This is a genomic window from Indioceanicola profundi (assembly GCF_003568845.1).
GTDB classification, from domain to species: Bacteria; Pseudomonadota; Alphaproteobacteria; order Azospirillales; family Azospirillaceae; genus Indioceanicola; species Indioceanicola profundi.
Map to the genome: position 1 here is coordinate 938,727 of NZ_CP030126.1, position 24,966 is coordinate 963,692.

At 65.4% G+C, this 24,966-nt stretch carries 26 protein-coding genes; 7 read left to right on the forward strand and 19 right to left on the reverse strand.

The window, feature by feature from the left end:
- Positions 1-27 precede the first annotated feature (27 nt).
- From DOL89_RS04400 to rfaD, 10 genes are all read right to left on the reverse strand, one after another.
- Complete coding sequence (locus DOL89_RS04400; protein WP_119678040.1) at positions 28-684, reverse strand: nicotinate-nucleotide adenylyltransferase; 657 nt, start codon at positions 682-684, stop codon at positions 28-30.
- A 10-nt stretch (positions 685-694) separates the two neighbouring features.
- Positions 695-1,966 carry a glutamate-5-semialdehyde dehydrogenase gene (locus DOL89_RS04405; protein WP_119678041.1) on the reverse strand — a complete coding sequence of 424 codons (1,272 nt, stop codon included), beginning with the start codon at positions 1,964-1,966 and terminating at the stop codon, positions 695-697.
- 110 nt (positions 1,967-2,076) lie between these two features.
- Positions 2,077-3,303 carry a sensor histidine kinase gene (locus DOL89_RS04410; protein ID WP_119678042.1) on the reverse strand — a complete coding sequence of 409 codons (1,227 nt, stop codon included), beginning with the start codon at positions 3,301-3,303 and terminating at the stop codon, positions 2,077-2,079.
- Positions 3,304-3,474: 171 nt separating this feature from the next.
- Complete coding sequence (gene pth, locus DOL89_RS04415; RefSeq protein WP_119678043.1) at positions 3,475-4,104, reverse strand: aminoacyl-tRNA hydrolase; 630 nt, start codon at positions 4,102-4,104, stop codon at positions 3,475-3,477.
- Positions 4,105-4,109: 5 nt separating this feature from the next.
- Positions 4,110-4,721: a 50S ribosomal protein L25/general stress protein Ctc gene (locus tag DOL89_RS04420; RefSeq protein WP_119678044.1), complete on the reverse strand. Its 612-nt coding sequence runs from the start codon at positions 4,719-4,721 to the stop codon at positions 4,110-4,112.
- 144 nt (positions 4,722-4,865) lie between these two features.
- Positions 4,866-5,798 (reverse strand): ribose-phosphate pyrophosphokinase, encoded by a 933-nt coding sequence (locus DOL89_RS04425; protein ID WP_119680245.1) that lies wholly within the window; start codon positions 5,796-5,798, stop codon positions 4,866-4,868.
- A gap of 275 nt (positions 5,799-6,073) precedes the next feature.
- Positions 6,074-6,841, reverse strand: a complete 768-nt coding sequence (pgeF, locus tag DOL89_RS04430) for a peptidoglycan editing factor PgeF (RefSeq protein ID WP_205574641.1) — start codon at positions 6,839-6,841, stop codon at positions 6,074-6,076.
- 22 nt (positions 6,842-6,863) lie between these two features.
- Positions 6,864-7,961, reverse strand: a complete 1,098-nt coding sequence (locus DOL89_RS04435) for a class I SAM-dependent methyltransferase (RefSeq protein ID WP_119678046.1) — start codon at positions 7,959-7,961, stop codon at positions 6,864-6,866.
- Positions 7,948-8,775, reverse strand: a complete 828-nt coding sequence (lgt, locus tag DOL89_RS04440; RefSeq protein WP_162937326.1) for a prolipoprotein diacylglyceryl transferase — start codon at positions 8,773-8,775, stop codon at positions 7,948-7,950. Before lgt ends, DOL89_RS04435 begins: the two co-directional genes overlap by 14 nt.
- A 15-nt stretch (positions 8,776-8,790) precedes the next feature.
- Positions 8,791-9,777 carry an ADP-glyceromanno-heptose 6-epimerase gene (gene rfaD / locus DOL89_RS04445; protein WP_119678048.1) on the reverse strand — a complete coding sequence of 329 codons (987 nt, stop codon included), beginning with the start codon at positions 9,775-9,777 and terminating at the stop codon, positions 8,791-8,793.
- 256 nt (positions 9,778-10,033) lie between these two features.
- Here rfaD and DOL89_RS04450 point away from each other — a divergent pair, with 256 nt between their 5' ends.
- The 4 genes from DOL89_RS04450 to DOL89_RS04465 all read left to right on the forward strand — a co-directional run bounded on the left by DOL89_RS04450 (position 10,034) and on the right by DOL89_RS04465 (position 12,551).
- Positions 10,034-10,456, forward strand: a complete 423-nt coding sequence (locus DOL89_RS04450) for an accessory factor UbiK family protein (protein WP_119678049.1) — start codon at positions 10,034-10,036, stop codon at positions 10,454-10,456.
- A 220-nt stretch (positions 10,457-10,676) separates the two neighbouring features.
- Positions 10,677-11,180, forward strand: a complete 504-nt coding sequence (locus DOL89_RS04455; protein WP_119678050.1) for a type III secretion system chaperone family protein — start codon at positions 10,677-10,679, stop codon at positions 11,178-11,180.
- A gap of 72 nt (positions 11,181-11,252) precedes the next feature.
- Positions 11,253-12,053: a pyrroline-5-carboxylate reductase gene (gene proC / locus DOL89_RS04460; protein ID WP_119678051.1), complete on the forward strand. Its 801-nt coding sequence runs from the start codon at positions 11,253-11,255 to the stop codon at positions 12,051-12,053.
- Positions 12,054-12,056: 3 nt separating this feature from the next.
- Entirely contained in the window at positions 12,057-12,551 is a 495-nt protein-coding gene (locus tag DOL89_RS04465; RefSeq protein ID WP_119678052.1) for a YbaK/EbsC family protein, read from the forward strand.
- 44 nt (positions 12,552-12,595) lie between these two features.
- Here the strand turns inward: DOL89_RS04465 and DOL89_RS04470 are convergent, their stop codons facing one another.
- Complete coding sequence (locus DOL89_RS04470; RefSeq protein ID WP_119678053.1) at positions 12,596-13,228, reverse strand: glutathione S-transferase family protein; 633 nt, start codon at positions 13,226-13,228, stop codon at positions 12,596-12,598.
- 153 nt (positions 13,229-13,381) lie between these two features.
- On the opposite strand from DOL89_RS04470, the gene DOL89_RS04475 reads away from it, so the two are divergent.
- Together DOL89_RS04475 and DOL89_RS04480 are read left to right on the forward strand one after the other, a co-directional pair.
- Positions 13,382-13,993, forward strand: a complete 612-nt coding sequence (locus DOL89_RS04475; RefSeq protein WP_119678054.1) for a TetR/AcrR family transcriptional regulator — start codon at positions 13,382-13,384, stop codon at positions 13,991-13,993.
- A 145-nt stretch (positions 13,994-14,138) separates the two neighbouring features.
- Positions 14,139-14,615, forward strand: coding sequence for a phasin family protein (locus DOL89_RS04480; RefSeq protein ID WP_119678055.1), 477 nt, complete (start codon positions 14,139-14,141; stop codon positions 14,613-14,615).
- Between the two features lie 62 nt (positions 14,616-14,677).
- Here DOL89_RS04480 and DOL89_RS04485 read toward each other — a convergent pair whose 3' ends face one another.
- From DOL89_RS04485 to DOL89_RS04495, 3 genes are all read right to left on the reverse strand, one after another.
- The gene (locus DOL89_RS04485) at positions 14,678-16,048 is read right to left on the reverse strand and encodes an ATP-binding protein (RefSeq protein WP_119678056.1); all 1,371 of its coding nucleotides are present in this window, start codon (positions 16,046-16,048) and stop codon (positions 14,678-14,680) included.
- A 16-nt stretch (positions 16,049-16,064) separates the two neighbouring features.
- On the reverse strand, positions 16,065-16,760 hold the full coding sequence (locus tag DOL89_RS04490) for a response regulator (protein WP_119678057.1): 696 nt from the start codon (positions 16,758-16,760) through the stop codon (positions 16,065-16,067).
- A gap of 64 nt (positions 16,761-16,824) precedes the next feature.
- Positions 16,825-17,325, reverse strand: a complete 501-nt coding sequence (locus DOL89_RS04495; protein ID WP_119678058.1) for a MarR family winged helix-turn-helix transcriptional regulator — start codon at positions 17,323-17,325, stop codon at positions 16,825-16,827.
- A gap of 89 nt (positions 17,326-17,414) precedes the next feature.
- Here DOL89_RS04495 and DOL89_RS04500 point away from each other — a divergent pair, with 89 nt between their 5' ends.
- Positions 17,415-18,317 (forward strand): branched-chain amino acid aminotransferase, encoded by a 903-nt coding sequence (locus DOL89_RS04500; protein ID WP_119678059.1) that lies wholly within the window; start codon positions 17,415-17,417, stop codon positions 18,315-18,317.
- Between the two features lie 1,321 nt (positions 18,318-19,638).
- On the opposite strand, the gene DOL89_RS04510 is transcribed toward DOL89_RS04500, so the two are convergent.
- From DOL89_RS04510 to uvrC, 5 genes are all read right to left on the reverse strand, one after another.
- Complete coding sequence (locus DOL89_RS04510; RefSeq protein WP_119678061.1) at positions 19,639-20,940, reverse strand: sensor histidine kinase; 1,302 nt, start codon at positions 20,938-20,940, stop codon at positions 19,639-19,641.
- Positions 20,941-21,037: 97 nt separating this feature from the next.
- Positions 21,038-21,511 (reverse strand): molybdenum cofactor biosynthesis protein MoaE, encoded by a 474-nt coding sequence (locus DOL89_RS04515; protein ID WP_119678062.1) that lies wholly within the window; start codon positions 21,509-21,511, stop codon positions 21,038-21,040.
- A 17-nt stretch (positions 21,512-21,528) separates the two neighbouring features.
- Positions 21,529-21,780: a molybdopterin converting factor subunit 1 gene (gene moaD / locus DOL89_RS04520; protein WP_119678063.1), complete on the reverse strand. Its 252-nt coding sequence runs from the start codon at positions 21,778-21,780 to the stop codon at positions 21,529-21,531.
- Positions 21,781-21,790: 10 nt separating this feature from the next.
- Positions 21,791-22,393 (reverse strand): CDP-diacylglycerol--glycerol-3-phosphate 3-phosphatidyltransferase, encoded by a 603-nt coding sequence (gene pgsA, locus DOL89_RS04525; protein ID WP_119678064.1) that lies wholly within the window; start codon positions 22,391-22,393, stop codon positions 21,791-21,793.
- A 36-nt stretch (positions 22,394-22,429) separates the two neighbouring features.
- Complete coding sequence (gene uvrC / locus DOL89_RS04530; protein WP_119678065.1) at positions 22,430-24,361, reverse strand: excinuclease ABC subunit UvrC; 1,932 nt, start codon at positions 24,359-24,361, stop codon at positions 22,430-22,432.
- Positions 24,362-24,966: the final 605 nt, after the last annotated feature.

The following is a 24,966-nucleotide window of genomic DNA, read 5'->3' on the forward strand; positions in this document are numbered from 1 at the left end:
CGGTGTCGTGTGCGGTAGTTATGGTTCTCACCTCTGATCCTTGCGTTTCGAAATCCAGGCACGGGCATCGCCTGTGCGTCGGATTTCGGTGGCCGAAGCCGGGTGCAACGGACCGTCCAGGAAAACCCAGGCCGGCGGCTCCATCAAGGGAAGCCGACGCGACCGATCCGCGTCCACCCGGTATCGGGCGAAGAGCCTGGCAGCCTTTCCGCCAAGCGCCCGAATAGAATAGGGATGGCGGGGAAGGACTGCAACCGGCACCATCCCAAAGATTGAGCGCCATCCTTTCCACCGCGGAACCTGCAGCAGATTGTCCGCCCCCATCAGCCAGACGAAGCGGGTGCGGGGATAGAGCTGTTTCAATTGAGCCAACGTCTCCGCCGTATAGCGTGTTCCCAGCTCCGTCTCCAGCGCCGTGACAATAATGCGCGGATCGCCGGCCCTGGCCTGGGCCGTCTCGATCCGGACATCGAGCGCCGCCATGTCCGCAGCCGACTTCAGCGGGTTCTGCGGGCTGACCAGCCACCAGACCTGGTCCAGGCCAAGCCGCTGCAGGGCCAACTCGCTCATGCGCCGGTGGCCGGCATGGGCGGGGTTGAACGATCCTCCCAGCAGGCCGACCGTCCGCCCGGCCCAGGCCCGGCCGGTCAGGCGGCGTGGACGTATCCAGATGTGACTGTTCATGCCAGCGCTGTCAGGGCCGGACCTGGCCGCTGCCGCGGACGACGTATTTGTAGCTGGTGAGCTGCTCCGCCCCGACCGGGCCGCGGGCGTGGAGCTTGCCGGTGGAGATGCCGATCTCCGCCCCGAAGCCGAACTCGCCGCCATCTGCGAACTGGGTGGAGGCGTTCCAGAGGACGATACCACTATCCACGCGGGTCTGGAAACGCGCCGCCGTATCGGCGTCCTCCGTCACGATGCTGTCGGTGTGATGGCTGCCATGGCGGCCGATATGGACGATGGCCTCGTCAATGCCGTCCACCACGCGCACGGACAGGATGGCGTCCAGATACTCGGTATCCCAATCTTCCTCCGTGGCGGGCTTCACCCGCGTGTCCATGGCCTGCACGGTTTCGTCGCCGCGGATTTCGCAGCCATTGGCAATCAGATCGTCCAGGATCGGCCGCAGATGGCTGTCCGCCACGGGGCGGTCCACCAGCAGCGTTTCCATGGCTCCGCAGATGCCGGTGCGGCGCATCTTGCTGTTCAGCGCGATGTTCCGGGCCATCTTCAGATCCGCCGCACGGTCCACATAGACGTGGCAGATGCCGTCCAGATGGTAGATCACCGGCACCCGGCTTTCCGCCGCGACACGGCCGGTCAGGGATTTGCCGCCGCGCGGGATCACCACGTCCACATGCTCCGTCATGGTCAGCAGTCGGCCGACGGCGGCGCGGTCGGTGGTGGGCACGGCTTGCACCGCATCCTCCGGCAGTCCCGCCGCGCGCAACCCTTCGTGCACCGCGGCCAGGATAGCACGGGAGGATTGGAAACTTTCCGACCCGCCGCGGAGGATGGCGGCATTGCCCGACTTCAAGCAGAGGGCTGCGGCGTCGGCCGTCACGTTGGGACGGCTCTCATAGATGATGGCGATAACGCCCAGCGGCACGCGCACCTTGGAAATCTCAAGGCCGTTGGGGCGGGTCCAGCGCTCCAGCACGGCGCCGATGGGATCGGGTCGGGCAGCGATTTCCTCCAGCCCGGCGGCCATCGCCTCCACGCGCTTGCCGTCCAGCATCAGCCGGTCCAGCAGGGCGGAGGACAGGTCCTTGGCTCGGGCAGCCCGCATATCCTCGGCATTGGCGGCCTGAATCTGTTCCGAACCGGCGCGGATCGCCGCGGCGGCGGCACGCAGAGCCTTGTCCTTCGCGTCGGACGGGGCAATGGCGAGCCGTGTCGAGGCGGCGCGTGCACGCCGACCAAGCTCATCCATCATCTCGTTCAGCGCCTGTGCGCCACGGTCCATGCTGTCCACGGCCTCTACCTCCGATCCGGAAGGGGCGAGAGTTTAGCACGGTTCGGGGAAAGGAGATGGGGAGCGGGCGCATGGCGCGCCGCCCGATCCGGTATGGACATCTATGCCACGGGGCTGGGGGGGACCGCCGGCACAGTGATGCGGAAGCGGGTTCCGGTGCCCGGGCAGGTATCCAATTCGATCTCACCGGCCAGAGCGCGCCGGACCAGGTTGTGCACGGTCGCGAGCCCCAGGCCGATATGCCCCTGACCACGGGCGGTGGTGAAGAACGGCTCGAACAGCCGCGATTGCACTTCGCCGCTGATTCCACGCCCGTCATCCGCCACTTCGATCCGCACCATCCCGACGGGATAGGGTCTGGCGGATATGGTGATCACGCCGGAGCGCCGGTGCGGATATGCATGGGCGATCGCGTTCTGCACCAGTTGGGCCAGCACGCGGGTCAAAGCGCCCGGCGGGGTGATCAGCTCCAACTCCTCCCGACACTGCAGGACGAGCCGGTGGCCGCCCTTCGCCAGTTCCGAGGCGAAGGCGATATGCAGGTCCTCAAGATGGTCGCGCAGCATCAGCCGGCGCGGCTCGTCCGTCGTACTGTCGGCGGCGATCTGCTTGAAGGCCTGAACGATACGCGCCGTCCGCTCCACATTGGCGCGGACAAGCTGCGTGACCTCGCCGGCCTCCTCCAGAAAATCGGCCAGTTCGGTGCGGCGCAGTTGGCCCGCGGCCAGATCCTCCTTCATCCGCGCCGCCCGGTCGGCGGTCCAGGTGATGGAGGTCAGGGCGTTGCCGATCGGCGTGTTGATCTCATGCGCCACGCCGGCCACCAGACTGCCGAGCGCGGCGAGCTTCTCCGTCTGGACAAGCTGATCCTGGGCGGAGCGGAGATCGGCCAGGGCCGCCTCCGCCCGGGCGCGGGCTTCCTCCAGCGAACGGTTGGTTTCCCGCAAATCCAGGGAGCGGCGGCGCAGGCGCAGCATATTGGCCGTACGGGCGCGCAGCTCGATGGGGTCCACCGGCTTGGCCAGGAAGTCGTTGGCGCCGAGAGTCAGGGCCTTCAGGCGGACCTCTTTCTCCTCCACTCCGGAGACCATGACCACGGGCATGTCCTCCAGGCTGGGGTCCTCCCGCAAAGCGCCGACGACCTGAAGCCCATCCATCTCCGGCATGTCGTAATCGACGAAGACCAGGTCCGGCCGCTCCGCCCGAATCCACTCCACAGCTTCCGCACCGCGTTCGAACGACACGATCTCCAGCCCAGCCTCGCCACGGAGGCTGGCTTCAAGAATCGCGATGTTCAGACGCTGGTCATCGATGATGACGATCCGCATGGGACCCGTGGGGAGGAGGGCGCGGGAGGCCCGGTTACGCGAGGATGCAGAAGACGCTACCACGGCTTCGCGCCGGGATCACCAGCCGTATCGTGAAGCTGGCCTGAACCGCCTGTTCGGGTCAGAGCGGAGACGCAATGCCGCCATATCGATATTCCGGCCTGAACCGGGCTATTCGTCCGTGGAAGCGGCGGGATCGCCCTTAGCAGCCTTCGGCGCTTTCGGGGGTTTGGGCGGCTGGATCAGCAGGGCGACGCGGCTTGCGAACTTTTCCGGCTCACCCGCGGCGACCAGCGGAAACTCCCGCGTCATCGCGTCAAGGAGCGGCTCGAGCCACGCCTCATCGGATTTGGCGAAGTTCGACAGCACCCAGCCATGTACCTTTTCCTTGGAGCCGGGATGGCCGATGCCGACGCGGACGCGCCAGTAATCCTTGCCGATATGGTCGTCGATGGAGCGCAGGCCATTGTGCCCGCCATGGCCGCCGCCGCGCTTGACGCGGATTCGACCGGCCGGAAGGTCCAGCTCGTCATGGAAGACGACGACCTGGTCGGGAATCATCTTGTAGAAGCGCATGGCCTCGCCGACGGCTTGGCCGGAGAGGTTCATGAAAGTCTGGGGCTTGAGGGCCAGGATCTTCTCCCCGCCCACTGTCCCCTCGGCGGACAGCCCCTGGAAGCGACGCCTCCAGGGGCTGAAGCCGAACCGGCGGTGGACATCGTCCACCGCCATGAAGCCGACATTGTGCCGGTGACGTTCGTACTCCGGGCCGGGATTGCCCAGGCCGACCACCAGCATCATGCCGCTCAGCCCTCGGCGGTGGCGGCTTCGTCAGCGCCTTCGGACCGCAGACCCGACGGAACGGCAATCGTCGCAACGGTAAAGTCGCGGTCCGTGATCGTCAGGCGCACATTCTCCGGCAGTGCGACCGCGGAGATGTGAATGCTCTCGTTCAGATTCGCGGTCTCCAGATCCACCACGAACTTCTCCGGGATGGAGTTGGCGCGGCAGATGACCTCGATTTCATGGCGGACGATGTTCAGCACGCCGCCGCGCTTCAGGCCCGGGGACTTGTCACCATTGGCGAATTCGACCGGCACCTTCACGGTGATCTCGGTGGTGTCGCTGACGCGCAGGAAGTCGGCATGGATCGGGCGATCCGTGACCGGGTCGAGCTGCAGGTCGCGGGCCAGCACGCGGTGCGCGGTGCCGTCCACCGTGATGTCATAGAGATGCGTGAAGAAGCCCGGCTTGTTGATGAGCTTCCAGAACCCATTGTAGTCCAGGGAGATCATCAACGGCTTCTCTTTGTTGCCGTAGATGACAGCGGGAATGCGGCCTGCACGACGCGTGGTCCGGGCGGTCCCCTTTCCGGCCCGGTCGCGCGGCTCGGCGGCGAGCGCGATGATCTGGGTCATAGTCCTACTCCTCAAAGCAGACGGACCCCGGTCGGCAGGATTGCCCCAGGGTCCGGTTCGGTACGCCAGCCTCCAGGGGTGCTGTACGCCCGATAGTGGCGCGGGTTTATGCCCGCGATTGGCTCAAGTCAAGTGCGGCCGTGCTCAGTCGAACAGGCTGGACACCGACTTTTCATGGGTGATGCGCTCGATCGCCTCGGCGATCAGCGGAGCGATGCTGAGCTGGCGGATATTGCGGGACACCCGCACCGCCTCGGTCGCCAGGATGCTGTCGGTGGTCACCAGCTCGTCCAGCGGGCTGTCGGCCACGCGGGCAACGGCGCCGCCGGACAGAACGCCGTGGGTCACATAGGCGCGCACGGAAGTGGCCCCACGCTCCTTCAGCGCGACGGCGGCGTTGCAGAGCGTGCCGGCGCTGTCCACGATGTCGTCGATCAGGATGCAGTCGCGGCCCGCGACGTCGCCGATGACGTTCATCACCTCCGACACGCCGGCGCGCTCACGCCGCTTGTCGATGATGGCGAGGTCTGCGTCCAGACGCTTCGCGATGGCACGGGCGCGCACCACGCCGCCGACGTCCGGCGACACGATGACAAGATTGCCGGTGTTCATCCGCTCCTTGATGTCGCGGGTGAAGACCGGGGCTGCGACCAGATTGTCGGTCGGGATATCGAAGAAGCCCTGAATCTGGCCGGCATGCAGGTCCATGGTCAGGACGCGATTTGCGCCGGCTTCCGTGATCAGGTTGGCCACCAGCTTGGCGGAGATCGGCGTGCGGGGGCCGGTCTTGCGGTCCTGGCGGGCGTAGCCGTAGTAGGGGATGACGGCGGTGACGCGGCGGGCGGAGCCGCGGCGCAGCGCATCGATCATCACCAGCAGTTCCATCAGATTGTCGTTGGCCGGATAGCTCGTCGACTGGACGACGAACACGTCCTCGCCGCGCACATTTTCCAGGATTTCGACAAAGACCTCCATGTCGGAGAAGCGGCGGATGCTCGCCTTCGTCAGGGGAGTCTCCAGAACCACGGAAATGGCTTCGGCCAATGCCCGGTTGCTGTTCCCGGCAATGAGCTTCATGGGTCGCGGCCCGTCACTGATGGTGGGAAAGGAACCCGCGCAGATGCCGCCAAGCATCCCGTCGGGGCACCCCTGTTCGGACCGCACGTCGCGGAACCTTCACAAAGGCGGGCGCACCATACCAATGCGCCAATGGCCTGTAAATCTTACCGGCCACCCGGAGGCATAACAGGAGATGCGTGTCTGTGTCACACCGCGCACATGGCAAGCAGGGCCAGAATCATGAAAAACAGGAAAAACAGAATGATGTAGTGCATCGGCCGGTTCCCTCGTCGTCATGGCGCCAGGGTTATGGCCGACAGGAAGCGCCCATAGTCCGGCTCTCCCCGCAGGGTGGATCGACGATAGCTGAAGAAGAGATCCTCTTCGGCCAGCGTGTCATGGGGCGCTCGTTCCACATGGCCGATGCCGGCGGCTGCAAGTCGGGACGCCACATAGCCGCCGAGATCGAACATCCAGTGTTCGGCCCGTTGGGACGGCACGAACCAGCTTGCGTTCGCTTCCGCATCGGCCACGAGCCGTTCGCGGAACTCCGGCCCGACCTCATAGGAATTCCGGCTGATGTGCGGGCCGATAGCGGCCACGATGCGGGACGGCTCGGCTCCCAGCTTCTTCATGGCCGCGATGGTCGCCTCCAGCACCCCGCCGAACGCGCCCTTCCAGCCGGCATGGGCCGCGCCGATGACCTTCGCCGTCGGGTCGCAGAACAGTACCGGCGCGCAGTCGGCCGTCAGGATGCCCAGGGTGACGTCCGGAGCCCTGGTCACCATGGCGTCGGCCTTGGGCGCATCGGCGGGAACCCAGGGAGTTTCCGCCACGGCGACGTCCGGACTATGAATCTGGTGGACGGTGACGAGGCCCTGTGCCGGCCGGCCCAGCTTCTCCGCCACCCGGCGGCGATTCTCCGCCACCGCGTCAGCTGCGTCGTTGGAGCCGAACCCGCAGTTCAGCGAGGCATAGATTCCGGTGGAGACGCCGCCCTGGCGAGTGAAGAAGCCGTGGCGGATGCCGGGAATGTCGTTCAGGACGCCGAGCGTGATCAAGGTGTCATCCTTGGAAGGAAAATCATTCGAAGCCGGCAGGGGCGGAGGTGTCAGGACCGGTGACAGCCAGGGCTTTGAACAGCCGACCCATGCCGGCATCGCCGGTCAAACGGTCCAGGGCCGCGTCGATGCCATCCGCTTGGTCCGGCGCGGCTACGCGCTTGAGGGAAGCGGCGCGGTGGGCGATGCCGAGGCTCTGAAGCAGGCTGCCCTGTTCGACCGGCCCCCAGCTCTTCGCACCGCCGGCGCGCGCCGCCTCCGCCAGGGCGGTGAAATCCACATGCGCCGTCAGGTCAGCCTCTCCCGGCGCTTCCAGCAGGGGGGCGTAGGCGTGGCCGCGCATCGCCTGCAGCGTGTCGCCCGCGGATGGCCCGGCGTAGCCGTAATCGATGAACAGTGCGGCTCCCCCGTGGGCAGCCAGCCGTTCTCCCGCCTCCCGCGCCACGGCCTGCCCGGCGGGGCAGATTTCCACCACAGCGCCGATATCCGCATTGCGCAGGGCAGGGGGGACCAGCGTGTCGCCAGGACGCGGATCGAGCAGGAAGGTGAATGAGTCCTCCTCGTCCAGCCCCACCTTCCGCTCCGCCCAGCCGCGCGTCGTGCGCTCGAACTGGCGGATAGGCAGGGCGTCGATGAACTCATTGGCCAGAAGCAGCAGCGGGCCGGCGGGCACCTCCGCCAGCCGGTCGTGCCATGTCACCTCCACGCCGGCCAGAGTCTGGCGCTGGCGCTCCCGCAGGGTGTGGCTGGTCTCCACCAGATGCACGCGCAAGGCCTGATGGAAGCCGGGCACCCGGCGGGTGGCGCGCAGGGCGTCCGCCATCAGCGTGCCGCGGCCGGGTCCAAGCTCCACCAGATGCACCGGGTCGGGCTGCCCGGACTGGAGCCAGCACTGGGCGGCCCACAGGCCCAGCAGCTCCCCGAACATCTGGCTGATCTCCGGGGCGGTGGTGAAATCACCGGCCGCACCCAAAGGGTCGCGCGTCATGTAGTAGCCGTGCCGGGGATGGCCCAGGCACAAGGCCATCCACTCCGCCACAGTCATCGGACCGGTCTGACGGATTTGGCGGCGCAGAAAGTCGGCCAGTTCCGTTCCCATCGCTTCCCTACCGATCCGCATCCACTGCCTTGCCGAACGGCGCTGCGGACAGCATCCACAGCCCCAACAGGATCATGGGGATGGACAATAGCTGGCCCATGGTCACGCCGAAGGCCAGATAGCCCAACTGCACATCCGGCTGGCGGAAGAACTCCGCCGTGATCCGGGCGATTCCGTAGCCGACCAGGAACGCGCCCGACAGCGTGCCGGTCCGCATCAGAACCGCCGGCCGCCGCGCCAGGATCGCCAGCACCACGAACAGCACCAGCCCTTCCAGCGCCGCCTCGTAGAGTTGGCTGGGATGGCGGGGAAGCTGGGCGGGGTCGGACGGAAACACCATGGCCCAGGGGAAATCCGGCGCCGGCCGGCCCCACAGCTCCCCATTCACAAAGTTGGCGATACGGCCCAGGAACAACCCGATGGGCGCAGCCGCTGCGACGAGATCGCCAAGCGCGAAGGGGCTGAATCGGCGGGCGCGGGCGAACAGCAGGATGGAGATGACGACCCCCAGCATGCCGCCATGGAAGCTCATCCCCCCCTCCCAGATGACCAGCATCTGCGTGGGATTCGCCAGATAGTAATCAAGATTGTAGAAGAGGATGAAGCCGATCCGGCCGCCCAGGATCACGGCCAAAATCGCCCAGCTCAGGAAATCCGCCAGCTCATCCGGGGTGGGGTGGGCGGCAGGCATCAAGGCCAGCTTACGCTGCGCCAGCCTGGTGCAGTACCACCACCCGCCGATGAAGCCGGCCAGATAGGCCAGGGCGTACCAGCGGATCACCAGCGGGCCGATTTCCAGCGCGACCGGATCGATATTCGGAAAGGCGAGGGCCATCAGGGGGCGGTCCGGTCAGACATACGGGTCGGGGAGGGCAAGGTGGTCGCGCACATAGCGGCCGATCCCCTCTTCCAAGGTGGTGAAGGGGCGGTCGTATCCGGCTGCGCGCAGGCGGTCCATCCGCGCCTCGGTGAAATACTGGTATTTGCCCTTCAGATGATCGGGCATGGGAATGTATTCGATCAGGGGCGGCCGGCCGCCGGAGGTATAAAGCGCCGTGGCGAGGTCGTGCCAACTCCGCGCCTGTCCGGTGCCCAGATTGAACAGACCGTTCACGCCCGGGTTCGCGTGCAGCCACACCATCACGTCGACGCAGTCGCCGACCCAGACGAAATCCCGCATCTGGCCGCCATCCTCATAGTCCGGTCGGTCGGAGGCGAAGAGGCGAGCCGGCTCGCCGGCTTTGACGTGGGGCCAGAGCTTGGCTGGCACGCTCATCATGTCGCCCTTATGGTACTCGTTCGGGCCGTAGACGTTGAAGAACTTCAGCCCGGCCCACTGGCGCGGCCGCCGGTCGCCGGCATCCACCGCGGCCAGGATGCGCCGGTCGAACAGGTGCTTGGACCAGCCATAGGGGTTGAGCGGACGCAGGGCAGCGAGCGCTTCGGCCGAGGGATTATCGTCGAAGCCCGCCACTCCGTCCCCGTAGGTGGCTGCGGACGAGGCGTAGATCAGACGGGCATCCGTCCGCGTGCACCAGTCCCAGAGGTCGAGCGAGAGACGGAAATTGTTGGCGACGATCAGATCGGCGTCCCGCTCCGTCGTGGCGGAGATGGCGCCGAGATGGAAAATGGTATCGACCTCCCCGGCATGGCTGTCGAGGAAGGATGCCAGCGCCTCCGGCGGGATCAGGTCCCACAGCCGGCGCTTGGCGATGTTCTTCCACTTGTCGCCGCTGCCCATCCGGTCGCAGACCACGATGGGCCCGAGTCCCCGTGCCTCCAGCGCGGCGACGAGGTTGGAGCCGATGAAGCCGGCGCCGCCGGTGACGATCAGCATGGCGTGACTGCCCGCATGGCGTGCTTGCCTTTCCATCTCGGCTACCGGCATGTCCGGCGGCCGCCGCTGTTATAGGGGGAGTGGAGAGCGCCCCGCAAGCCAGGGACCGGTCTGTCGCCGGCACCGGTCCGCCGCCCCATGCCGCCGGTGAGAGCCGTGACCATGCATGGTGCGTCAAGGCGAACGGGGTACGGGGCGTGGACAGCGCCCGACGACCTCTCCATAATGCCGGCCTCTTTTTATCGGGATGGGGACTATGCAGGTCGACAACAAGCTGCTGGATGATCTTGCGCGCGTCGCGGGCAGCGCCGTGGGGGCGCTGTCGGGCATCCGCAACGAGGTGGAAAACCAGTTCCGCCAGCAGTTCGAGCGAATCCTGTCGCAGATGGATGTCGTCTCCCGCGAGGAGTTCGAGGCGGTGAAGGCAATGGCCGCCCAGGCCCGCGCCCGGCAGGAGGAGCTGGAGGAGGAGTTGGCTGCCGCCAAGTCCGGCGCACCCGCAGCCGGTGCCGCCGGCAGCACCGGCACGGAGGACCGCCTGACCCGGCTGGAGGCGCTGGTCGCCACCCTGACCGCCCAGATGGAACTGCTGCACCCCGACGTGCCGCCGCGCCGCCCGGCCCGTTCGCCGGAGTCGTCCGCGGAAAGCCCGGCCGGCACCCAGTCCGACCAGGGCTGATCCGTCGGAGCCATCACGCACATGCGGCCCAAGCCCTCTGCACAGGCCGTTTTCAAGAAAGAGTCACACCCAGGGCCGGGAATCCGGTTGCGCAAGGGAACGGGCTTCTGGCACCGTTCCCTTGTAGCTCCGCTGTCCTGGCCCACTAGATATCGTAGTCGCGCCGGGACTCGGGGGATGGTCAACCCTTCCCACCCGTGTGCGAGAGGAGGGCGCTTCCATGACGGTCCTGTCCGTCGAGACCACGACTGCCACCCACAATCCGCTCGACATCGTCGAAGAGATCGTCATCGCCAACGAATGGGCCTTCGACCGGTCCAATGAGGACGAGATGATCGTGGAGATCGGCGGACGCTGGTGCGACTACCGCCTGTTCTTCGTCTGGCAGACCGAGATCAGCGCCATGCAGTTCTCCTGCCAGTTCGACATGAAGGTGCCCGGACCCCGCCGGTCGCAGATCAATGAGCTGCTGGCGGAGATCAACAACAAGATGTGGCTGGGCCATTTCGATGTCTGCTCCGACGAGCTGACGCCGATGTTCCGGCACACCGTTCTTCTTCGCGGCAGCCGTGGCGCCAGCGTGGAACAGGTTGAGGATCTGGTGGACATCGCCATGGCCGAGTGCGAGCGTTACTATCCTGCCTTCCAGTTCGTCATCTGGGGCGGGAAGACGGCGCAGGAGGCGGTGACCGCCGCAATCCTGGATACGGTCGGCGAGGCCTGAGGCCTGGGGCGGCCGCCATCTTCCCCGCATCCGACGGGCTGGGTCCCTGTGACGAAGCCTTCAGGATGCGTGATGGGCACTACAGTGTTGCTCGTCGGGTGCGGAAAGATGGGCGGGGCCATGCTCTCCGGCTGGAGAGCGGCCCAGGCCGCCACCCGATTCGTTGTTGTCGATCCCAATGTGCAGGCAGGCAGCCTGCCGGAGGGAACCGAGCTGGTCGGGACCATGGCCGAACTTCCGGCCGATCTTAGGCCGGATGCGGTTGTCCTGGCTGTCAAGCCGCAGATGATGGATCAGGCGCTGCCGGGCTGTGCCGGCTATGCGGCCGGGGCCGTGTATCTCTCCATCGCCGCCGGCAAGCCGATCTCCTATTTCGAGCGGCATCTCGGCGCGGATGCGGCCATCGTGCGGGCCATGCCCAATACCCCGGCCGCCATTGGCCGGGGCATCAGCGTGGCGGTGCCCAATTCCAACGTGACGCCGGCCCAGCGGGACCTCTGCCACGCGCTGCTCCAGGCTGCGGGAGAAGTGGCATGGACGGAGGACGAGGCGCAGATCGACGCGGTGACGGCGTTGTCCGGCAGTGGCCCCGCCTATGTGTTTCTGCTGGTGGAGGCGATGGCGAAGGCCGGTGTCGCAGCCGGCCTGCCGGGGGACCTCGCCATGCATCTCGCCCGCGCGACGGTCGCCGGTGCGGGGGAGTTGCTGCACCGGTCGCCCGAATCGGCGGAGCAGCTCCGCCGCAATGTGACAAGTCCCAATGGCACCACCCAGGCGGCGCTGGAGGTGTTGATGGCCCCCGAGGGGCTGGAGCCGTTGATGGTGCGGGCGGTGGCTGCGGGGCAGCGCCGGTCGCGTGAACTGGCGGGCTGATCCATGGCGCGCGTGCTCAGCCCCAGCGCCCAGCGTATCCAGAACCTGCTGAACGATCTTGGACATCCGGTGCATGTGGTCGAGTACACCGTGATGACCCGTACGGCTGCTGAGGCGGCGGCGGTGATCGGCTGCGATGTCGGGCAGATCGCCAAATCCATCATCTTCCGGACCCGTGAATCCTCCCGCCCCGTGCTCGTGGTCGCCAGCGGCATGAACCGCGTGAACGAGGCGGTGGTTGGCCGTCGCCTAGCCGACCGGATCGGCGGGGAGCGGCTGGTCAAGGCGGACCCGGAGTTCGTGCGGACCAGCACCGGCTTTCCGATCGGGGGCGTGGCGCCGGTCGGCCACACCGTTCCGCCGATCACCCTCTTCGACCAGGATCTGTTGAAGTTCGAGACGGTCTACGCCGCTGCGGGAACGCCCAACTCGATCTTCGCCATCACGCCGGAGGCGCTGCTGCGCCTGACCGGCGGCGTGACGGGAGAGGTGGTTTAGCCAGCGGGAGCCTCTTCCCCACCCGCCGCCGTTAATCCGGAAGCCTAGGCAGTCAGCCCGGCCGCGAGTTCGGCATCCTTTGCCATGGCGCGGGTCACGGACGGGCGGGCGGCGATCCTGGCCACATAGTCCATCACCACCGGCGTCTCCGGCACCAGTTTGAAGGCGGTCGTCCACTTCAGCGCCATGCCCCAGAGCATGTCGGCGGCTGTGAACCTTTCGCCCAGAAGGTAAGGCCCCTTGGCAAGCTGGCCGGTCAAGGTGTCCAGCATCGTGTCATAGTCGCCATAGGGGCACATGGAGGGCGGCGCCGGTTCCCGCTTCATTGCGCGGTCCACAATCGCCGGCTCGAAGCTGGAGCCGTAGAAGACCATCCAGCGCAGATAGGGGCCGCGCAGGGGATCGCCGATGGAGGGCGCAAGCCCCGCCTCCGGAAACAGATCGGCCAGATAGAGATAGACCGCGGCCTGCTCCGTTATCATGGCATCGCCGTGCCGTACGGCTGGAACCTTGCCCATGGGATTGACGGAAAGATAGTCGGGGCCGCGCGTCTCCCCCGCCTTCATGTTCAGCACCGTCATCTCATAGGGAGCGCCAATTTCCTCAAGCAGGGCCAGGGCGCCCGTGGATCGGGTATTCGGAGAATGGAAGAAGGTCACTCTGCGGTCGCCGGTCATCGCTTCACCTCCATTGCCGCGGTCCCCGTTCCGGATGACCTGCTTCCAGTATGCCCAAAGGCGGCCGGAAATCGAGTCACCGCCTTCTTTGCACTGGCGGAACGCACGAAACCGCCCAAATCTTGAAGATATCCGGTGAGAGACAGGTGACTGATGGCGAGGAAGGCGGAGGTGCAGCCGCAGATCATCGGGGCCGCCATGGCCCTGGCGGCGGAGAAGGGATGGCGGGAGACGACGCTGGCGGAAATCGCGAAGCGGGCAAACGTCTCCCTGGCAGATGTATTCCGCAGCGTCGGCGGCAAGCAAGGCATCCTGGAAGCCCTGTCCCGCCATGCCGATGCCCAGGTTCTTGCGGGCGGAGCACCGGACATGGAGGAACGGCCGCGCGACCGGCTGTTTGATGTACTGATGCGCCGGTTCGATGCGTTGGCGCCCTATAAGCTCGGCCTGATGGCGGTAGCGGACGTAACTCCGCGCGATCCGTTCGCCGCCATCTGCACCGTTCGCCAGCTCCGCCGATCCATGGGCTGGATGCTGGAGGCCGCGGGGCTGACGTCGGACGGGTTGGAAGGTGCTGTGAAGTCCCGGGTGCTTGCCGGGATCTGGTTATCCTTGCTGCGGACCTGGTTCCAGGACGACAGCGAGGATCTGGCCCGGACGATGGCGGCGTTGGATGCCCGTCTTCGTCGGGCGGAAGAGGCCTGGAATAGCCTGCCCGGACGGCGACGCCGGCCCTCCGCGCGGGCAGACGAGGTACATGCTTGATTCCCCTTGTGCTTTGTGCAGTGCAGCAAGGAGATTGACTAGAAAAGCGGCAAACACCATTATGCGACAGGAATGCTGCGGTGCAGCATGCCCGCAGCGGTGGTGCCGCGGCCCAACTCACCAGACCAAAATAGGGAAGATCGCTATGGCCAAGGACTACAGGAACCCGTTCATGGATTTCGATGTCACCAAGTTCATGGACCCGACGAAGTTCATGGACATGTCCCGGATGATGGCGGACTTCAAGGTCCCCGGCGTGGACATGGAAGGCATTCTGGCCACCCAGCGCAAGAACATCGAGGCGCTGACCACGGCCAACCAACTTGCGGTCGAGGGGCTGCAGGCGGTGATGCGCCGTCAAGCCGAAATCATGCGCCAGACCATGGAGGAAGCTTCCAGCACCATGTCGGACATGATGGCCGCCGGAACCCCGGAGGACAAGGTCAACAAGCAGGCCGAGTTGATCAAGGCTCAGTTCGAGAAGGCCATTGCCAACATGAAGGAACTGGCCGAGATGGTCGCCAAGGCCAATAACGAGGCCGCCGAGGTGCTCTCCTCCCGCGTGTCTGCGAGCATCGAGGAGATGAAGACCACCATCTCCAAGTCCATGCCGAAGCGCTGAGCGCTGTCCGGCAGGCTGAGAACTCTGGAAGGGCCTCCCCTGCTCGGGGCGGCCCTTCTGCGTTACAGCGGCAGCCGTACGATGGCGCGCAGCCCGCCATGGGGACTGTCATCCAGTATGATGTCGCCGCCATGCCCGCGGGCGGCATCACGGGCGATGGTCAGCCCCAGGCCGACGCCGCCGGTCTCCGGATTGCGCGAGTTGTCCAGCCGGTAGAAGGGGCGGAACACCTCGTCCCGGCGCGCGGCGGGAATTCCGGGGCCGTCATCATCGATCAGGATTTCCACCGTCCTGGCGTTCTGGCGCAGGCCGATCCAGACATGTCCGCCATAGCGCCTGGCGTTCCCCACGAGGTTGGTCAGGCAGCGTTTGAAGATGTTGGGCCGCAGGGGGAGGACAGGGGCCTGCCCGTCCAGTTCCAGGCTGACCTTCGCTCCCTCCCGCCGGGCATTGGCCGCCACTTCGGCGAGCAGGGCCGCAAGGTCCAACGGCTGAGGCTGTTCCGCGCCAGCCCCGCGGGCGAAGGCCAGATAGCCCTCGATCATCGTCTCCATGTCGGCCACATCGGCCTTCAACTCCTCCACACCCCCGCCTTCCGGCATCATGGCGAGTTCCAGCTTCATCCGCGTCAGCGGCGTGCGCAGGTCATGGCTGACGCCGGCCAGCATGTCCGTACGCTGCTGGATCTGGCGTTGGATGCGTTCCCGCATGGTCAGGAAGGCATGCGCGGCCTGGCGCACCTCCACCGCCCCTTCCGGCTTGAAGCCGGGGGCGTCGCGGCCTTTGCCGAAGGCGTCAGCGGCGATGGCCAGGCGGCGGATGGGGCGGATCTGGTTCCGCATGAAGACGATCGCAATGGTGAACAGCACCAGCGAGCTGCCGATCATCCAGGTGATGAAGAGATAGCTGGTGAAGCTGAACAGCCGCCGCTCCGGCGACATGATGGAGAGCACGCCGTTGGACATGCCCACGCGGATTTCGATCCATTCCTGGGCCACGCCTGTGTCGATGCGCCAGGGAAGCCGAACCCGTTCGTCCAGCGCCTTGGCCAGCGTGTTCTCCAGGATGCCGGAAAGTCGCTGCGGCTCCTGGGGAAGGCTGTCGCCGGGCATCCAGGTGATGTAGAGGTCCATGGTGCGGGCCGCCAGCGCCAGTGTCTCCGTCCGCGCCTCGTCCGACGGGTCGCGCTCCAACTGGTGGACGATCATGGCGATATCGCCGGCAACGCCGAAGGCCAGCCGGTTGGTCATGGTTTCCCAGTGCCGGTCGTAGAACACGAAGGTCGCGATCGCCTGGGCAAGCACCACCGGTGTCGCGATGATCATCAGCGACCGGCCGAACAGCGTGCGGGGCAGGAACCGCTTCAGCCAGCGAAAGGGACGTGGCCGTTGCCAGCTCCAGCTCGGTCCGGCGCCATTCCTGGGAGACGGCATGGGGCGGTTTTCCCCCTCAGTCCGGGCGGAGCACATAGCCCTCGCCACGCACGGTCTGGAGGTGGCGCGGCTGGCGGGCATCCTCTTCCAGCTTGCGGCGCAGGCGGGTGACCTGCACGTCGATGGTCCGGGTGTTTCCGTCCACTCCAGCCCTCTCAACCAACTCCTCCCGACTGAAGACCATCCCGGGTTCCGCGGACAGCACCTTGAGCAGGGCGGATTCTGCGCTGGTGAGCTTCACCACCTCCGCCCCGCACCGCAGCTCTTCCCGCGTCGGGTCGAATATCCAACGGCCAAGGCGCATTTCCGCGGCGGGAGCGGCAGGGCGGGGCAGGCGGCGCAGGATGGACTGGATGCGGAGCAGCAGCTCCCGCGGTTCGAACGGCTTCGGCAGGTAGTCGTCGGCGCCGGCCTCCAATCCCTCTATCCGGTCGTCCGGCTGGCCGCGGGCGGTGAGCAGCAGGACGGGGACGCGCGCCGCGGCCCGGTCCTGCCGAAGGGCACGGGTAAGGCTCAGCCCGTCCTCACCGGGCATCATCACATCCAGCACGATGAGATCGAAGGCCAGCGAAGCCAACTTCGCGCGCGCGTCCGCCGCGTCCGTGGCCGTGGTCACCAGCATCCCATTCTGGGTGAGATACCGGCGCAGGGCGTCTCGCAGACGGGTGTCGTCGTCCACGACCAGAATGTGGGGAAGGTCTTCCGTCGTCATTGCAATCCGTCGCACGCTGGAAAGCCCGGCGGCCCGATCCTAGCACGGGCGGGGCCGCTGCGCCTCAGCGCTTGCCGGGGCCGCGGGGGGAGGGGAATTTGGCTCGATCCTCCTCGTCGATGATGCCCAGCATGACGGTGCGGAATCCTTCCACCGCCTCGGCGCCAGCGGCCCGGTAGGCGCGGGCGAAACGGGCGCGCTGGGCGTCGGAAAGCTGCCGTTCCAGGTCCTGGCCTTTCTCCGTGAGCGTCAGCAACCGCTGCCGCCGGTCGCGGGTGCCCGGCTGCTGCTGCACATACCCTTCCGCCACCAGTTCCGATAGCACGCGGGCCAGGCTCTGCTTCGTTATGCGCAGAATGCCGAGCAGCTCTGTCACGTTGATGCCCGGGTAGCGGCCGACGAAATAGATCGTCCGGTGGTGCGCCCGTCCCAGACCAATTTTCGCAAGCATTGCATCGGGTTCGGCGGTAAAATCCCGGTAGGCGTAGAACAGCAGCTCAATGCCTTGGCGGAGCTCCTCCTCACGGAGGAACAGGGGATTCGGACCGGATTTTGCGTCAGCCATGTTGACTTTTTTCTGTAAGAATCCTAACTGTGGAATCGCCCCGCGAGCAATAAAATGTCTCGATACAAGGTGACAAGGAACGATCCGACATGTCCATCATTCCCTTCCATGACCGAGACGGCCTGATCTGGTTCGATGGCCAGATGGTGCCTTGGCGCGAAGCCCAGGTTCATGTGCTGACCCACGGACTGCACTACGCAAGCTGTGTATTCGAAGGGGAGAGGGTTTACAACGGGTCGATCTTCAAGCTGACCGAGCATTCGGAGCGGCTGGTCAAGTCCGGCGAACTGCTCGGCTTCACCATCCCCTACAGCGTGGCGGAAATCGATCAGGCAACCCGCGACGTGGTCAAGGCCGCCAACATGACCAACGGCTATATCCGCCCGGTTGCATGGCGCGGCAGCGAGATGATGGGCGTTTCCGCCCAGCACAATACGATCCATCTGGCGATCGCCTGCTGGGAATGGCCAAGCTACTTCAGCCCGGAGGCCCGGATGAAGGGCATCCATCTGCAAATGTCCAAGTGGCGCCGCCCCGCCCCCGATACCGCCCCCACGGAGTCGAAGGCCGCGGGTCTCTACATGATCTGCACCTTGTCCAAGCATGCAGCGGAGAAGGCCGGTTTTCAGGACGCGCTGATGCTGGACTACCGGGGGCAGGTCGCGGAGGCGACGGGCGCGAACTTCTTCATGGTCGACAAGGATCGGGTGATCCACACGCCGAAGCCGGATTGCTTCCTGGACGGCATCACCCGTCGCACCGTGATCGATCTGGCCAAGCGCCGTGGCTACAAGGTCGTCGAGCGGGCGATCTTCCCGGAGGAGCTGAAAGACGCGGTGGAAATCTTCATTACCGGCACGGCGGCGGAGGTGACCCCGGTCGGCCGGATCGAGGACATGATTTTCACCCCTGGCGAGGTCTGCAAGAATCTGATGCTGGACTACGATGCCCTGGTGAATGGCAGGTTGGAGAAGGCCGCCGCCGCGGAATAGGGTCCGCCCCTCCCGGACTTGAGACCGGAAGTTCCAGGTGTCCGACGACGTTGGAGATGCCCCGCAGGGTTCCGCCTGCGGGGCATTCTGCTTTCTGGCCGCCTCTGCAGCTCCGCAGCCGCTCCGTTCCGCAGCCACCCAATGACGGCAGGGCTGGCTGGGACCATGCTCAACGACGTGCGACGGAGAGTTGCTTCATCAAGATGATCAGTTCGCGAGATTGAGTGTGAAGCCCGCGGTTCAGAAAACGCGCATGGTCCAGATTTTGCTTTTGAGCTGTGGCGGTCCATTCGGTATAAATCCGTGGACGCTCCGGGCACGTACCCTGGGCTCGAGCAAGATCGGTGCGCTTGTCCCGACGGCCGGAAGAATATCCGCTGCTCGCGATTACCAGTTCAGAAAATCCATGGGGCTAGCATGTAAGTACTCCTCGCAGATGTGAGATCTGCAGGGGGATATTCCATGCGGGCAGCAGTTCGGTGCAAAGATTTGCCTGAATGTTCTGCTGCCTTATGAGCTTGTGCAGACCGGGTCCGACACCTACGGCCCGGAACGGCATGAAGTGCTTTCCGTAACCGCTTGCGAGAGGCGGCACAGGGCGGACATGGACAAGCTGACCGATGAGTTGCTGGCTGCCTATCTGGATGGCGAGCTGACCGAGGCGGAAATCCTCCAGGTCGAAGCGGAGCTGGAGCGAAATCCGGAAGCACGGGCAAGGTTGGAAGCATTCAGGCAGGTCACTTCGCTTGTCCGCGCCGTACATGCTCCGATGACGGCGGAAGCACCGTACAGGCCCGGAAAATCGGCGGATGCTAGCCATCAAGGTACCATGTCACGGCCTCCGCGTGCGCGGAGCAGGCGGGCTCTACAGGCGCTGCTGGCAGCGGCATCCTGCATGCTGCGGAGAATCGGAAAGCATGGGAGGACAGGAGGAGGGCCGCGAGATCGTTGAAGATCTCCAGGTGCTGAAGGAACTTCCGGATCATGGCTGCTACAGGCTCCGGCTGTAGAAGCCTCCGAACTTACCCGGATGTGGAAATGTTCGCTTGGCGGTGGTGGATGTCGCGTGGTCTGCCACCATATCTGGGATGCTGCGCCTTCCGAACCCGAAACTTGACAACATCATGATCCCCAGAATCTGTGGATAAGCCTGGGGACGACATCTGCGGAAGTGGTACCTAACGAGTGTTTCTCAGGGGGTTTCGGGCCTTGCTTAAAACTTAGGCACCGTAGAATTCTACGCAGAACCGGGCGGTTTGCGGGCTTCGTGGAAGGCGGCCGATTCGGTGCCGGGAGCTGATCTGGAAGGGCCGAAAGATGCCTATCGGCCTGCGGCGACAGATGCTTCCGGCTGCGTTGCGCAATTGTTCCCCGCTGGCGGGTCTACCGGGAGTCTGACCGTTACAATGGTGCCGCGGCCCGGTTTGCTGGCGATGCTCATTTCACCTCCCAGCATTTCGATGAAGCGGCGGGTCAGGGGCAGGCCCAACCCTGTTCCTTTCGGATGGGCCCGGTCCAACTGACGGATTTGCCGAAAGGGCTTCATGGCGGTCGGAATGTCGGCGGCAGCCATGCCGATGCCGGTGTCCCGGACAACCATAATGATTGCGCCCTGGGCCGCATCCGCCGCCACCTCCACCGTGACGCGACCGCCATGGGGCGTGAATTTGACCGCGTTCGACGCCAGGTTCAGAACAACCTGCCTGACCTTCTCCGGATCGGTGCGGATCATCAAAGGCTGGTCTGGAATGGTCACGTCCAGCCGCACCCCTGCGTTCGCAGCCATCTGGTTCAGCATGCGGACGCTGTCCTGGACAACGCGGCCGACATCGACCCGGCGGATTTCCAGCATCTCCAGCCCGGATTCGGCTTTGGCCAGATCAAGCGTCCCGTCGACGAGCGCCAGCATATGGCTGGCCGCGTGGTGGATGTCGTGGCTGTACTCGACATAGCGGGGATCGCCCAGGGGGCCATAGGCCTCCGTTCGGATCAGGTCGGCAAATCCGATGACGGCGTGCAGAGGAGTCCTCAGCTCATGCGCGGCGGTGGCCATCAGCTCGCTCTTGCCCCGGCTCTCGGCCCGTGACGCCTCAAGCTGGTCGGTCAGGCGTCGCTCCGCCGCGCGGAGCAGATCGACAGCCTCCTGAAGACGCTGTGTGCGCTCCTCCAGAAGGAGTTCCAGCGTCGCGGCCTGTTCACGGGCTTCGGCCAGAGCTTGCTGCTGGCGGATGAGGTTGCCGATGCGGATCACCAGCTCGGCGCGCGGGACCGGCCGGACCAGTATGTCGGCGATCCCGGCCTCCAGCGCTTCGAGCCGGGACCGTTCATCCGCATGGTCGGGAATAGTAACGAGGACAGGCGGTTGGGGGAGGCGGGCCTGGGCCACGGCATCCGCCATGGACGCCGGACGATCCGCTGCCGGGCCGACCAGAAGGATCAGCGTCGGCGCGTGCTCCCGGCATGCATCTGTCAGTGCACTGGCATCAGCGCCAGTGACCTCCCGTACATCGTCGAAGCCGGCATGGCGGAGAAGCGCGGTTACCGACCCTTCGGTGCCGGTAGATGAGGCAATGCCCACGATCAGGATTATCGGATGCCCGCTGGACAAGATCGCCGCCGCCATCGCCGTGTATGCATGGTTGCATCCTAGCCTCGGGATCAGGGCTTGTCTCTCGGGAAAACCGGTCCTAGCCGCAAAGAGGGATGGCAACCGTTGCGCGCTACTCCTTTTTTGACCAGCGTGATGCGGCGGCGTTGTCGCTGTCCTTCGCCTCTACCCAGCGCTCGCCACTCGGCGTTTCCTCCCGTTTCCAGAACGGCGCCCTGGTCTTCAGCCAGTCGATGAGGAAATGGCATGCCTCGAAGGCGGCTTCCCGATGGGAACTGGCGCAGGCCACCAGAACGATGCGGTCGCCGGGCTCGAGCCGTCCATGGCGATGGATGATCAGGGTGGCGTCCAGGGGCCAACGCGCCCGGGCCTCCGCTTCGATGGCCTCGAGCTGGCGCTCCGTCATGCCGGGATAATGCTCCAGCGTCATGGCGCTGACGCTCCGGCCCGCTTCCGGACCCTTGGCGTGCATGTCGCGCACCAGTCCGACGAAGCTGGTCAGGCCACCGATGGCGTGATTGCCGCGGGTCAGCGCCTCCAACTCGGCGCCGACATCGAAATCCTCCGCCTGTACCCGTACCGCCATGCAGGAACCTCCGGCGGTCAGCCGCCTGTCACAGGGGGGAACAGCGCCACCTCGTCGCCCGGCTTCACCGGATGGTCGAAGGGCACGTACTCCTGATTCACAGCGACCTTGACCACGGCCAGATTGGCAAGGGCGTCGGCATAGCCGGGGCCACGACCCTTCAGCCACTCAACCAGCCCGCCCACATCCGCGATGCCGGCCGGCGGCTCCACCGTCTCTTCGGCGAGGCCGATTTTGGTGCGCAGCCAAGCGAAATACAGAAGCTTCATCGGATGGTCCTCAGCGTACGGTCTTGGCGGCAACAGGCCCACGTTTGCGCGGCGCCTCGGTGTCGAGCATGTGCTTCAGCCCGGCACGGAGATAGTCCCAGCCGGTCAGCAGGGTCAGTGCCGCCGCGGCCCACAGTCCGACATCCCCCACCATCTCCGTCGGGAACCAGGAGGGGCCGTCTCGGCCGACGATCAGCACGCCGATCGCGGCCATCTGAATGGCGGTCTTCCATTTGGCCAGACGGCTGACCGGCACGCTGACCTGAAGTCCGGCGAGATATTCCCGCAGGCCGGAAACCAGGACCTCGCGCAGCAGGATGACGACGGCGGCGAGCACCACCAGCCCGGAAATCTTCCCAACCGCGACCAGCATCATCAGGACGGCCGCTACCAGCAGCTTGTCGGCAATGGGGTCCAGGAACTTGCCGATGACGCTCTCTTCCTGCCACGCGCGGGCCAGATACCCATCGAACCAGTCGGTGACGGCCGCCGCGGCGAACAGGGCGCAGGCGGTATAGGCCGGCCAGGCGCCCTCCACGAAGAACAGCGCCACCACCACCGGAATGACGGCGATGCGGGAAAGGGTCAGTATATTCGGCAGGCTGGTGAGCATGATGTCCGGTCGGGCTTGGGCAAAGCCGCACCCATCCTACCCATTCGTGCCATTGGGATGGAAGTGCGCATAAATGAGTTTTGCCACCGCTTTGCTGATCCCCTCCACATTTTCCAGATCGGCCAGCCCAGCGCGGGACACCGCACGGGCGGAGCCGAAATGGTGCAGCAGGGCCTTCTTTCGCTTCGGGCCGATATTGGGAACCTCATCCAGGGGGTTGACCCCAATGGCTTTTTCCCGCTTGGCCCGGTGCGTGCCGATGGCGAAGCGGTGCGCCTCGTCCCGCAGCCGCTGAAGGAAGTACAGGACCGGGTCCTTCGGGTCCATGCCGAAAGGCGGCCTTCCGGGCATGAAGAAACGTTCCCGTCCAGCATCGCGGTCGGGACCCTTCGCGATGGCGGCAAAGGGCACATCGTCGATGCCAAGCTCGTTGAACACCTCGACCGCCACGTTCAACTGGCCTTCGCCGCCGTCGATCAGGATCAGGTCGGGCCAGGATTCGCCGGTGCGCTCCGGGTCCTCCTTCACCGCCCGCTCGAAGCGGCGGGTCAGCACCTCCCGCATCATGGCATAGTCGTCGCCGGCCGCACCTTCCGTCTTGATGTTGAACTTGCGGTAGGCGTTCTTGGTGAAGCCCTCCGGCCCAGCCACGATCATGCCGCCCACGGCGTGGGCGCCCTGGATATGGGAGTTGTCGTAGACCTCGATCCGCTTCGGCGGCTCCGTCAGGCCGAACACCTCTGCTACGCCAGCCAGCAGCTTGGCCTGACTGCCGGTCTCCGCCAGCCGCCGTCCATGTGCCTCCCGCGCATTCGTCAGGGCATGGTCGACCAGACGTTTCTTGTCGCCGCGCTGGGGGCGGTGCAGTTCCACCTTGTGCCCGGCCCGGACGCCCAGCGCCTCTTCCAGCAGCTCATGCTCCGCCAGATCGTGGCTGACGAGCACAAGCTCGGGGGCGGCCTTGTTCTCGTAGAACTGGGCGATGAAGGCGGCCATCACCTCCGACAGGTCCTGGGACTTGTCGTGGCTGGGGAAGTAGGCCCGGTTGCCGTAGTTGCGACCGCCGCGGAAGAAGAAGACCTGGATGCAGGTGCTGCCGCCATCCTGGTGGGCGGCGACCACGTCGGCATCGCCGACGCCTTCGACATTGATATCCTGGTGGGCCTGGATGGCGGTCAGGGCGCGGATACGGTCGCGCAGCTTGGCCGCGGTCTCGAACTCCATGCGGTCGGATGCCTCCTGCATGGCGTGGGCCAAGCGGGCCTGGATTTCGCTGCTCTTCCCCGACAGGAACGCCTTCGCCTCCGCGACCTGGGCCGCATATTCCTCGCGCGTGACCCGTTCCACGCAGGGCGCGGTGCAGCGCTTGATCTGGTACTGGAGGCAGGGGCGGGTGCGGCTGTTGAAGACTGCGTCGGCGCAATTGCGAATCTGGAAGGCGCGCTGGAGCGCGGTCATCACGCGGTTTACCGAGCCGACGCTGGCGAAGGGGCCGAAATAGTCGCCCTTCCGGTCGCGCGCCCCGCGATGCTTGGTGAGCTGCGGGTAATCCTGGTCACCGGTGATCAGGATGTGCGGGAACGCCTTGTCGTCCCGCAGCAGCACATTGTAGCGCGGCATCAGCCGCTTGATCAGGTTCGACTCCAGCAGCAGCGCCTCGACCTCCGTATGGGTCGTGACGAACTCCATGGTGACCGTCTCGGCCACCATGCGCTGCAGCCGGACGGGGAGGCGCTGAACCTGGGTGTAGTTGGTGACCCGGCGCTTCAGGTTACGGGCCTTACCGACATAGAGCACGTCGCCATCCGCATTCATCATGCGGTACACGCCCGGAGTCTCCGGCAGGGTGCGGAGATAGCCCTTAATGGTCTCCACCCCACGGGCAATGTCGGCCGTGCCTCGGCGAGCCTTTGCGGCTGCCGGAGCGTCCACGGGGAGAGGGCTGTCGGTGTCGGCTGCGTTCTGCATGGGCGGATCATGTGGCCGATCCAGGAAGCCCGGTCAATGCGGCCGCAAGCGGCGAAATCGCATCGGGTGGCCGCCCGGCCCTAAAAGGATGGCGGAGATGCTGGCAAAGCAAAAATGTTCCGAGCCCTTATCGGCTAGCCGTCGGGGCAATGGCGCAGACGCCGTCTATCGAATCGAGGGGGTCTAATCCCTTTGGCGGGGGTGTGTGGATGTTCATCCACCAAAGCTGTGGATAAGTCTGCGAACAAGTCGGGGTGGCTGTTGTGGGACCCCAAGCGCCGCAAGGGTTTTACCGGTCTGCACAAAAAACAGGCAGAAAAATCGGGACTATTGATTTTATTGGGTTTTTTCGATGTCAACCGGTCATGCCTCTGTCACATCGTGGATTTTCAAGCTTGACAGGCATTGAAGCCACAGTGGGCAGCACATCCGTATCGTGGTGTGTAAAACTTCGGGTCAAGGAAGGGGAGCCGCATTCCCGTCCGTAACCAATTTTTGCCAAGAGACTGCCCGAACGGCCTAATACCGGAGCCGAATACCCCGAAGTGAAAGCCGCCGGTTCCACGGCGGCCACACTCTCATCCAATCTACTTCCACCCTGTTCC

Bases quoted from the DNA above. Each gene is read 5' to 3' on its own strand.
- DOL89_RS04400 (WP_119678040.1), bottom strand. From the start codon at position 684: ATGAACAGTCACATCTGGATACGTCCACGCCGCCTGACCGGCCGGGCC.
- DOL89_RS04405 (WP_119678041.1), bottom strand. From the start codon at position 1,966: ATGGACCGTGGCGCACAGGCGCTGAACGAGATGATGGATGAGCTTGGT.
- DOL89_RS04410 (WP_119678042.1), bottom strand. From the start codon at position 3,303: ATGCGGATCGTCATCATCGATGACCAGCGTCTGAACATCGCGATTCTT.
- pth (WP_119678043.1), bottom strand. From the start codon at position 4,104: ATGATGCTGGTGGTCGGCCTGGGCAATCCCGGCCCGGAGTACGAACGT.
- DOL89_RS04420 (WP_119678044.1), bottom strand. From the start codon at position 4,721: ATGACCCAGATCATCGCGCTCGCCGCCGAGCCGCGCGACCGGGCCGGA.
- DOL89_RS04425 (WP_119680245.1), bottom strand. From the start codon at position 5,798: ATGAAGCTCATTGCCGGGAACAGCAACCGGGCATTGGCCGAAGCCATT.
- DOL89_RS04435 (WP_119678046.1), bottom strand. From the start codon at position 7,961: ATGCGGATCGGTAGGGAAGCGATGGGAACGGAACTGGCCGACTTTCTG.
- lgt (WP_162937326.1), bottom strand. From the start codon at position 8,775: ATGGCCCTCGCCTTTCCGAATATCGATCCGGTCGCGCTGGAAATCGGC.
- rfaD (WP_119678048.1), bottom strand. From the start codon at position 9,777: ATGCTGATCGTCACCGGCGGCGCCGGCTTCATCGGCTCCAACCTCGTC.
- DOL89_RS04450 (WP_119678049.1), top strand. From the start codon at position 10,034: ATGCAGGTCGACAACAAGCTGCTGGATGATCTTGCGCGCGTCGCGGGC.
- DOL89_RS04455 (WP_119678050.1), top strand. From the start codon at position 10,677: ATGACGGTCCTGTCCGTCGAGACCACGACTGCCACCCACAATCCGCTC.
- proC (WP_119678051.1), top strand. From the start codon at position 11,253: ATGGGCACTACAGTGTTGCTCGTCGGGTGCGGAAAGATGGGCGGGGCC.
- DOL89_RS04465 (WP_119678052.1), top strand. From the start codon at position 12,057: ATGGCGCGCGTGCTCAGCCCCAGCGCCCAGCGTATCCAGAACCTGCTG.
- DOL89_RS04470 (WP_119678053.1), bottom strand. From the start codon at position 13,228: ATGACCGGCGACCGCAGAGTGACCTTCTTCCATTCTCCGAATACCCGA.
- DOL89_RS04475 (WP_119678054.1), top strand. From the start codon at position 13,382: ATGGCGAGGAAGGCGGAGGTGCAGCCGCAGATCATCGGGGCCGCCATG.
- DOL89_RS04480 (WP_119678055.1), top strand. From the start codon at position 14,139: ATGGCCAAGGACTACAGGAACCCGTTCATGGATTTCGATGTCACCAAG.
- DOL89_RS04485 (WP_119678056.1), bottom strand. From the start codon at position 16,048: ATGCCGTCTCCCAGGAATGGCGCCGGACCGAGCTGGAGCTGGCAACGG.
- DOL89_RS04490 (WP_119678057.1), bottom strand. From the start codon at position 16,760: ATGACGACGGAAGACCTTCCCCACATTCTGGTCGTGGACGACGACACC.
- DOL89_RS04495 (WP_119678058.1), bottom strand. From the start codon at position 17,325: ATGGCTGACGCAAAATCCGGTCCGAATCCCCTGTTCCTCCGTGAGGAG.
- DOL89_RS04500 (WP_119678059.1), top strand. From the start codon at position 17,415: ATGTCCATCATTCCCTTCCATGACCGAGACGGCCTGATCTGGTTCGAT.
- DOL89_RS04510 (WP_119678061.1), bottom strand. From the start codon at position 20,940: ATGGCGGCGGCGATCTTGTCCAGCGGGCATCCGATAATCCTGATCGTG.
- DOL89_RS04515 (WP_119678062.1), bottom strand. From the start codon at position 21,511: ATGGCGGTACGGGTACAGGCGGAGGATTTCGATGTCGGCGCCGAGTTG.
- moaD (WP_119678063.1), bottom strand. From the start codon at position 21,780: ATGAAGCTTCTGTATTTCGCTTGGCTGCGCACCAAAATCGGCCTCGCC.
- pgsA (WP_119678064.1), bottom strand. From the start codon at position 22,393: ATGCTCACCAGCCTGCCGAATATACTGACCCTTTCCCGCATCGCCGTC.
- uvrC (WP_119678065.1), bottom strand. From the start codon at position 24,361: ATGCAGAACGCAGCCGACACCGACAGCCCTCTCCCCGTGGACGCTCCG.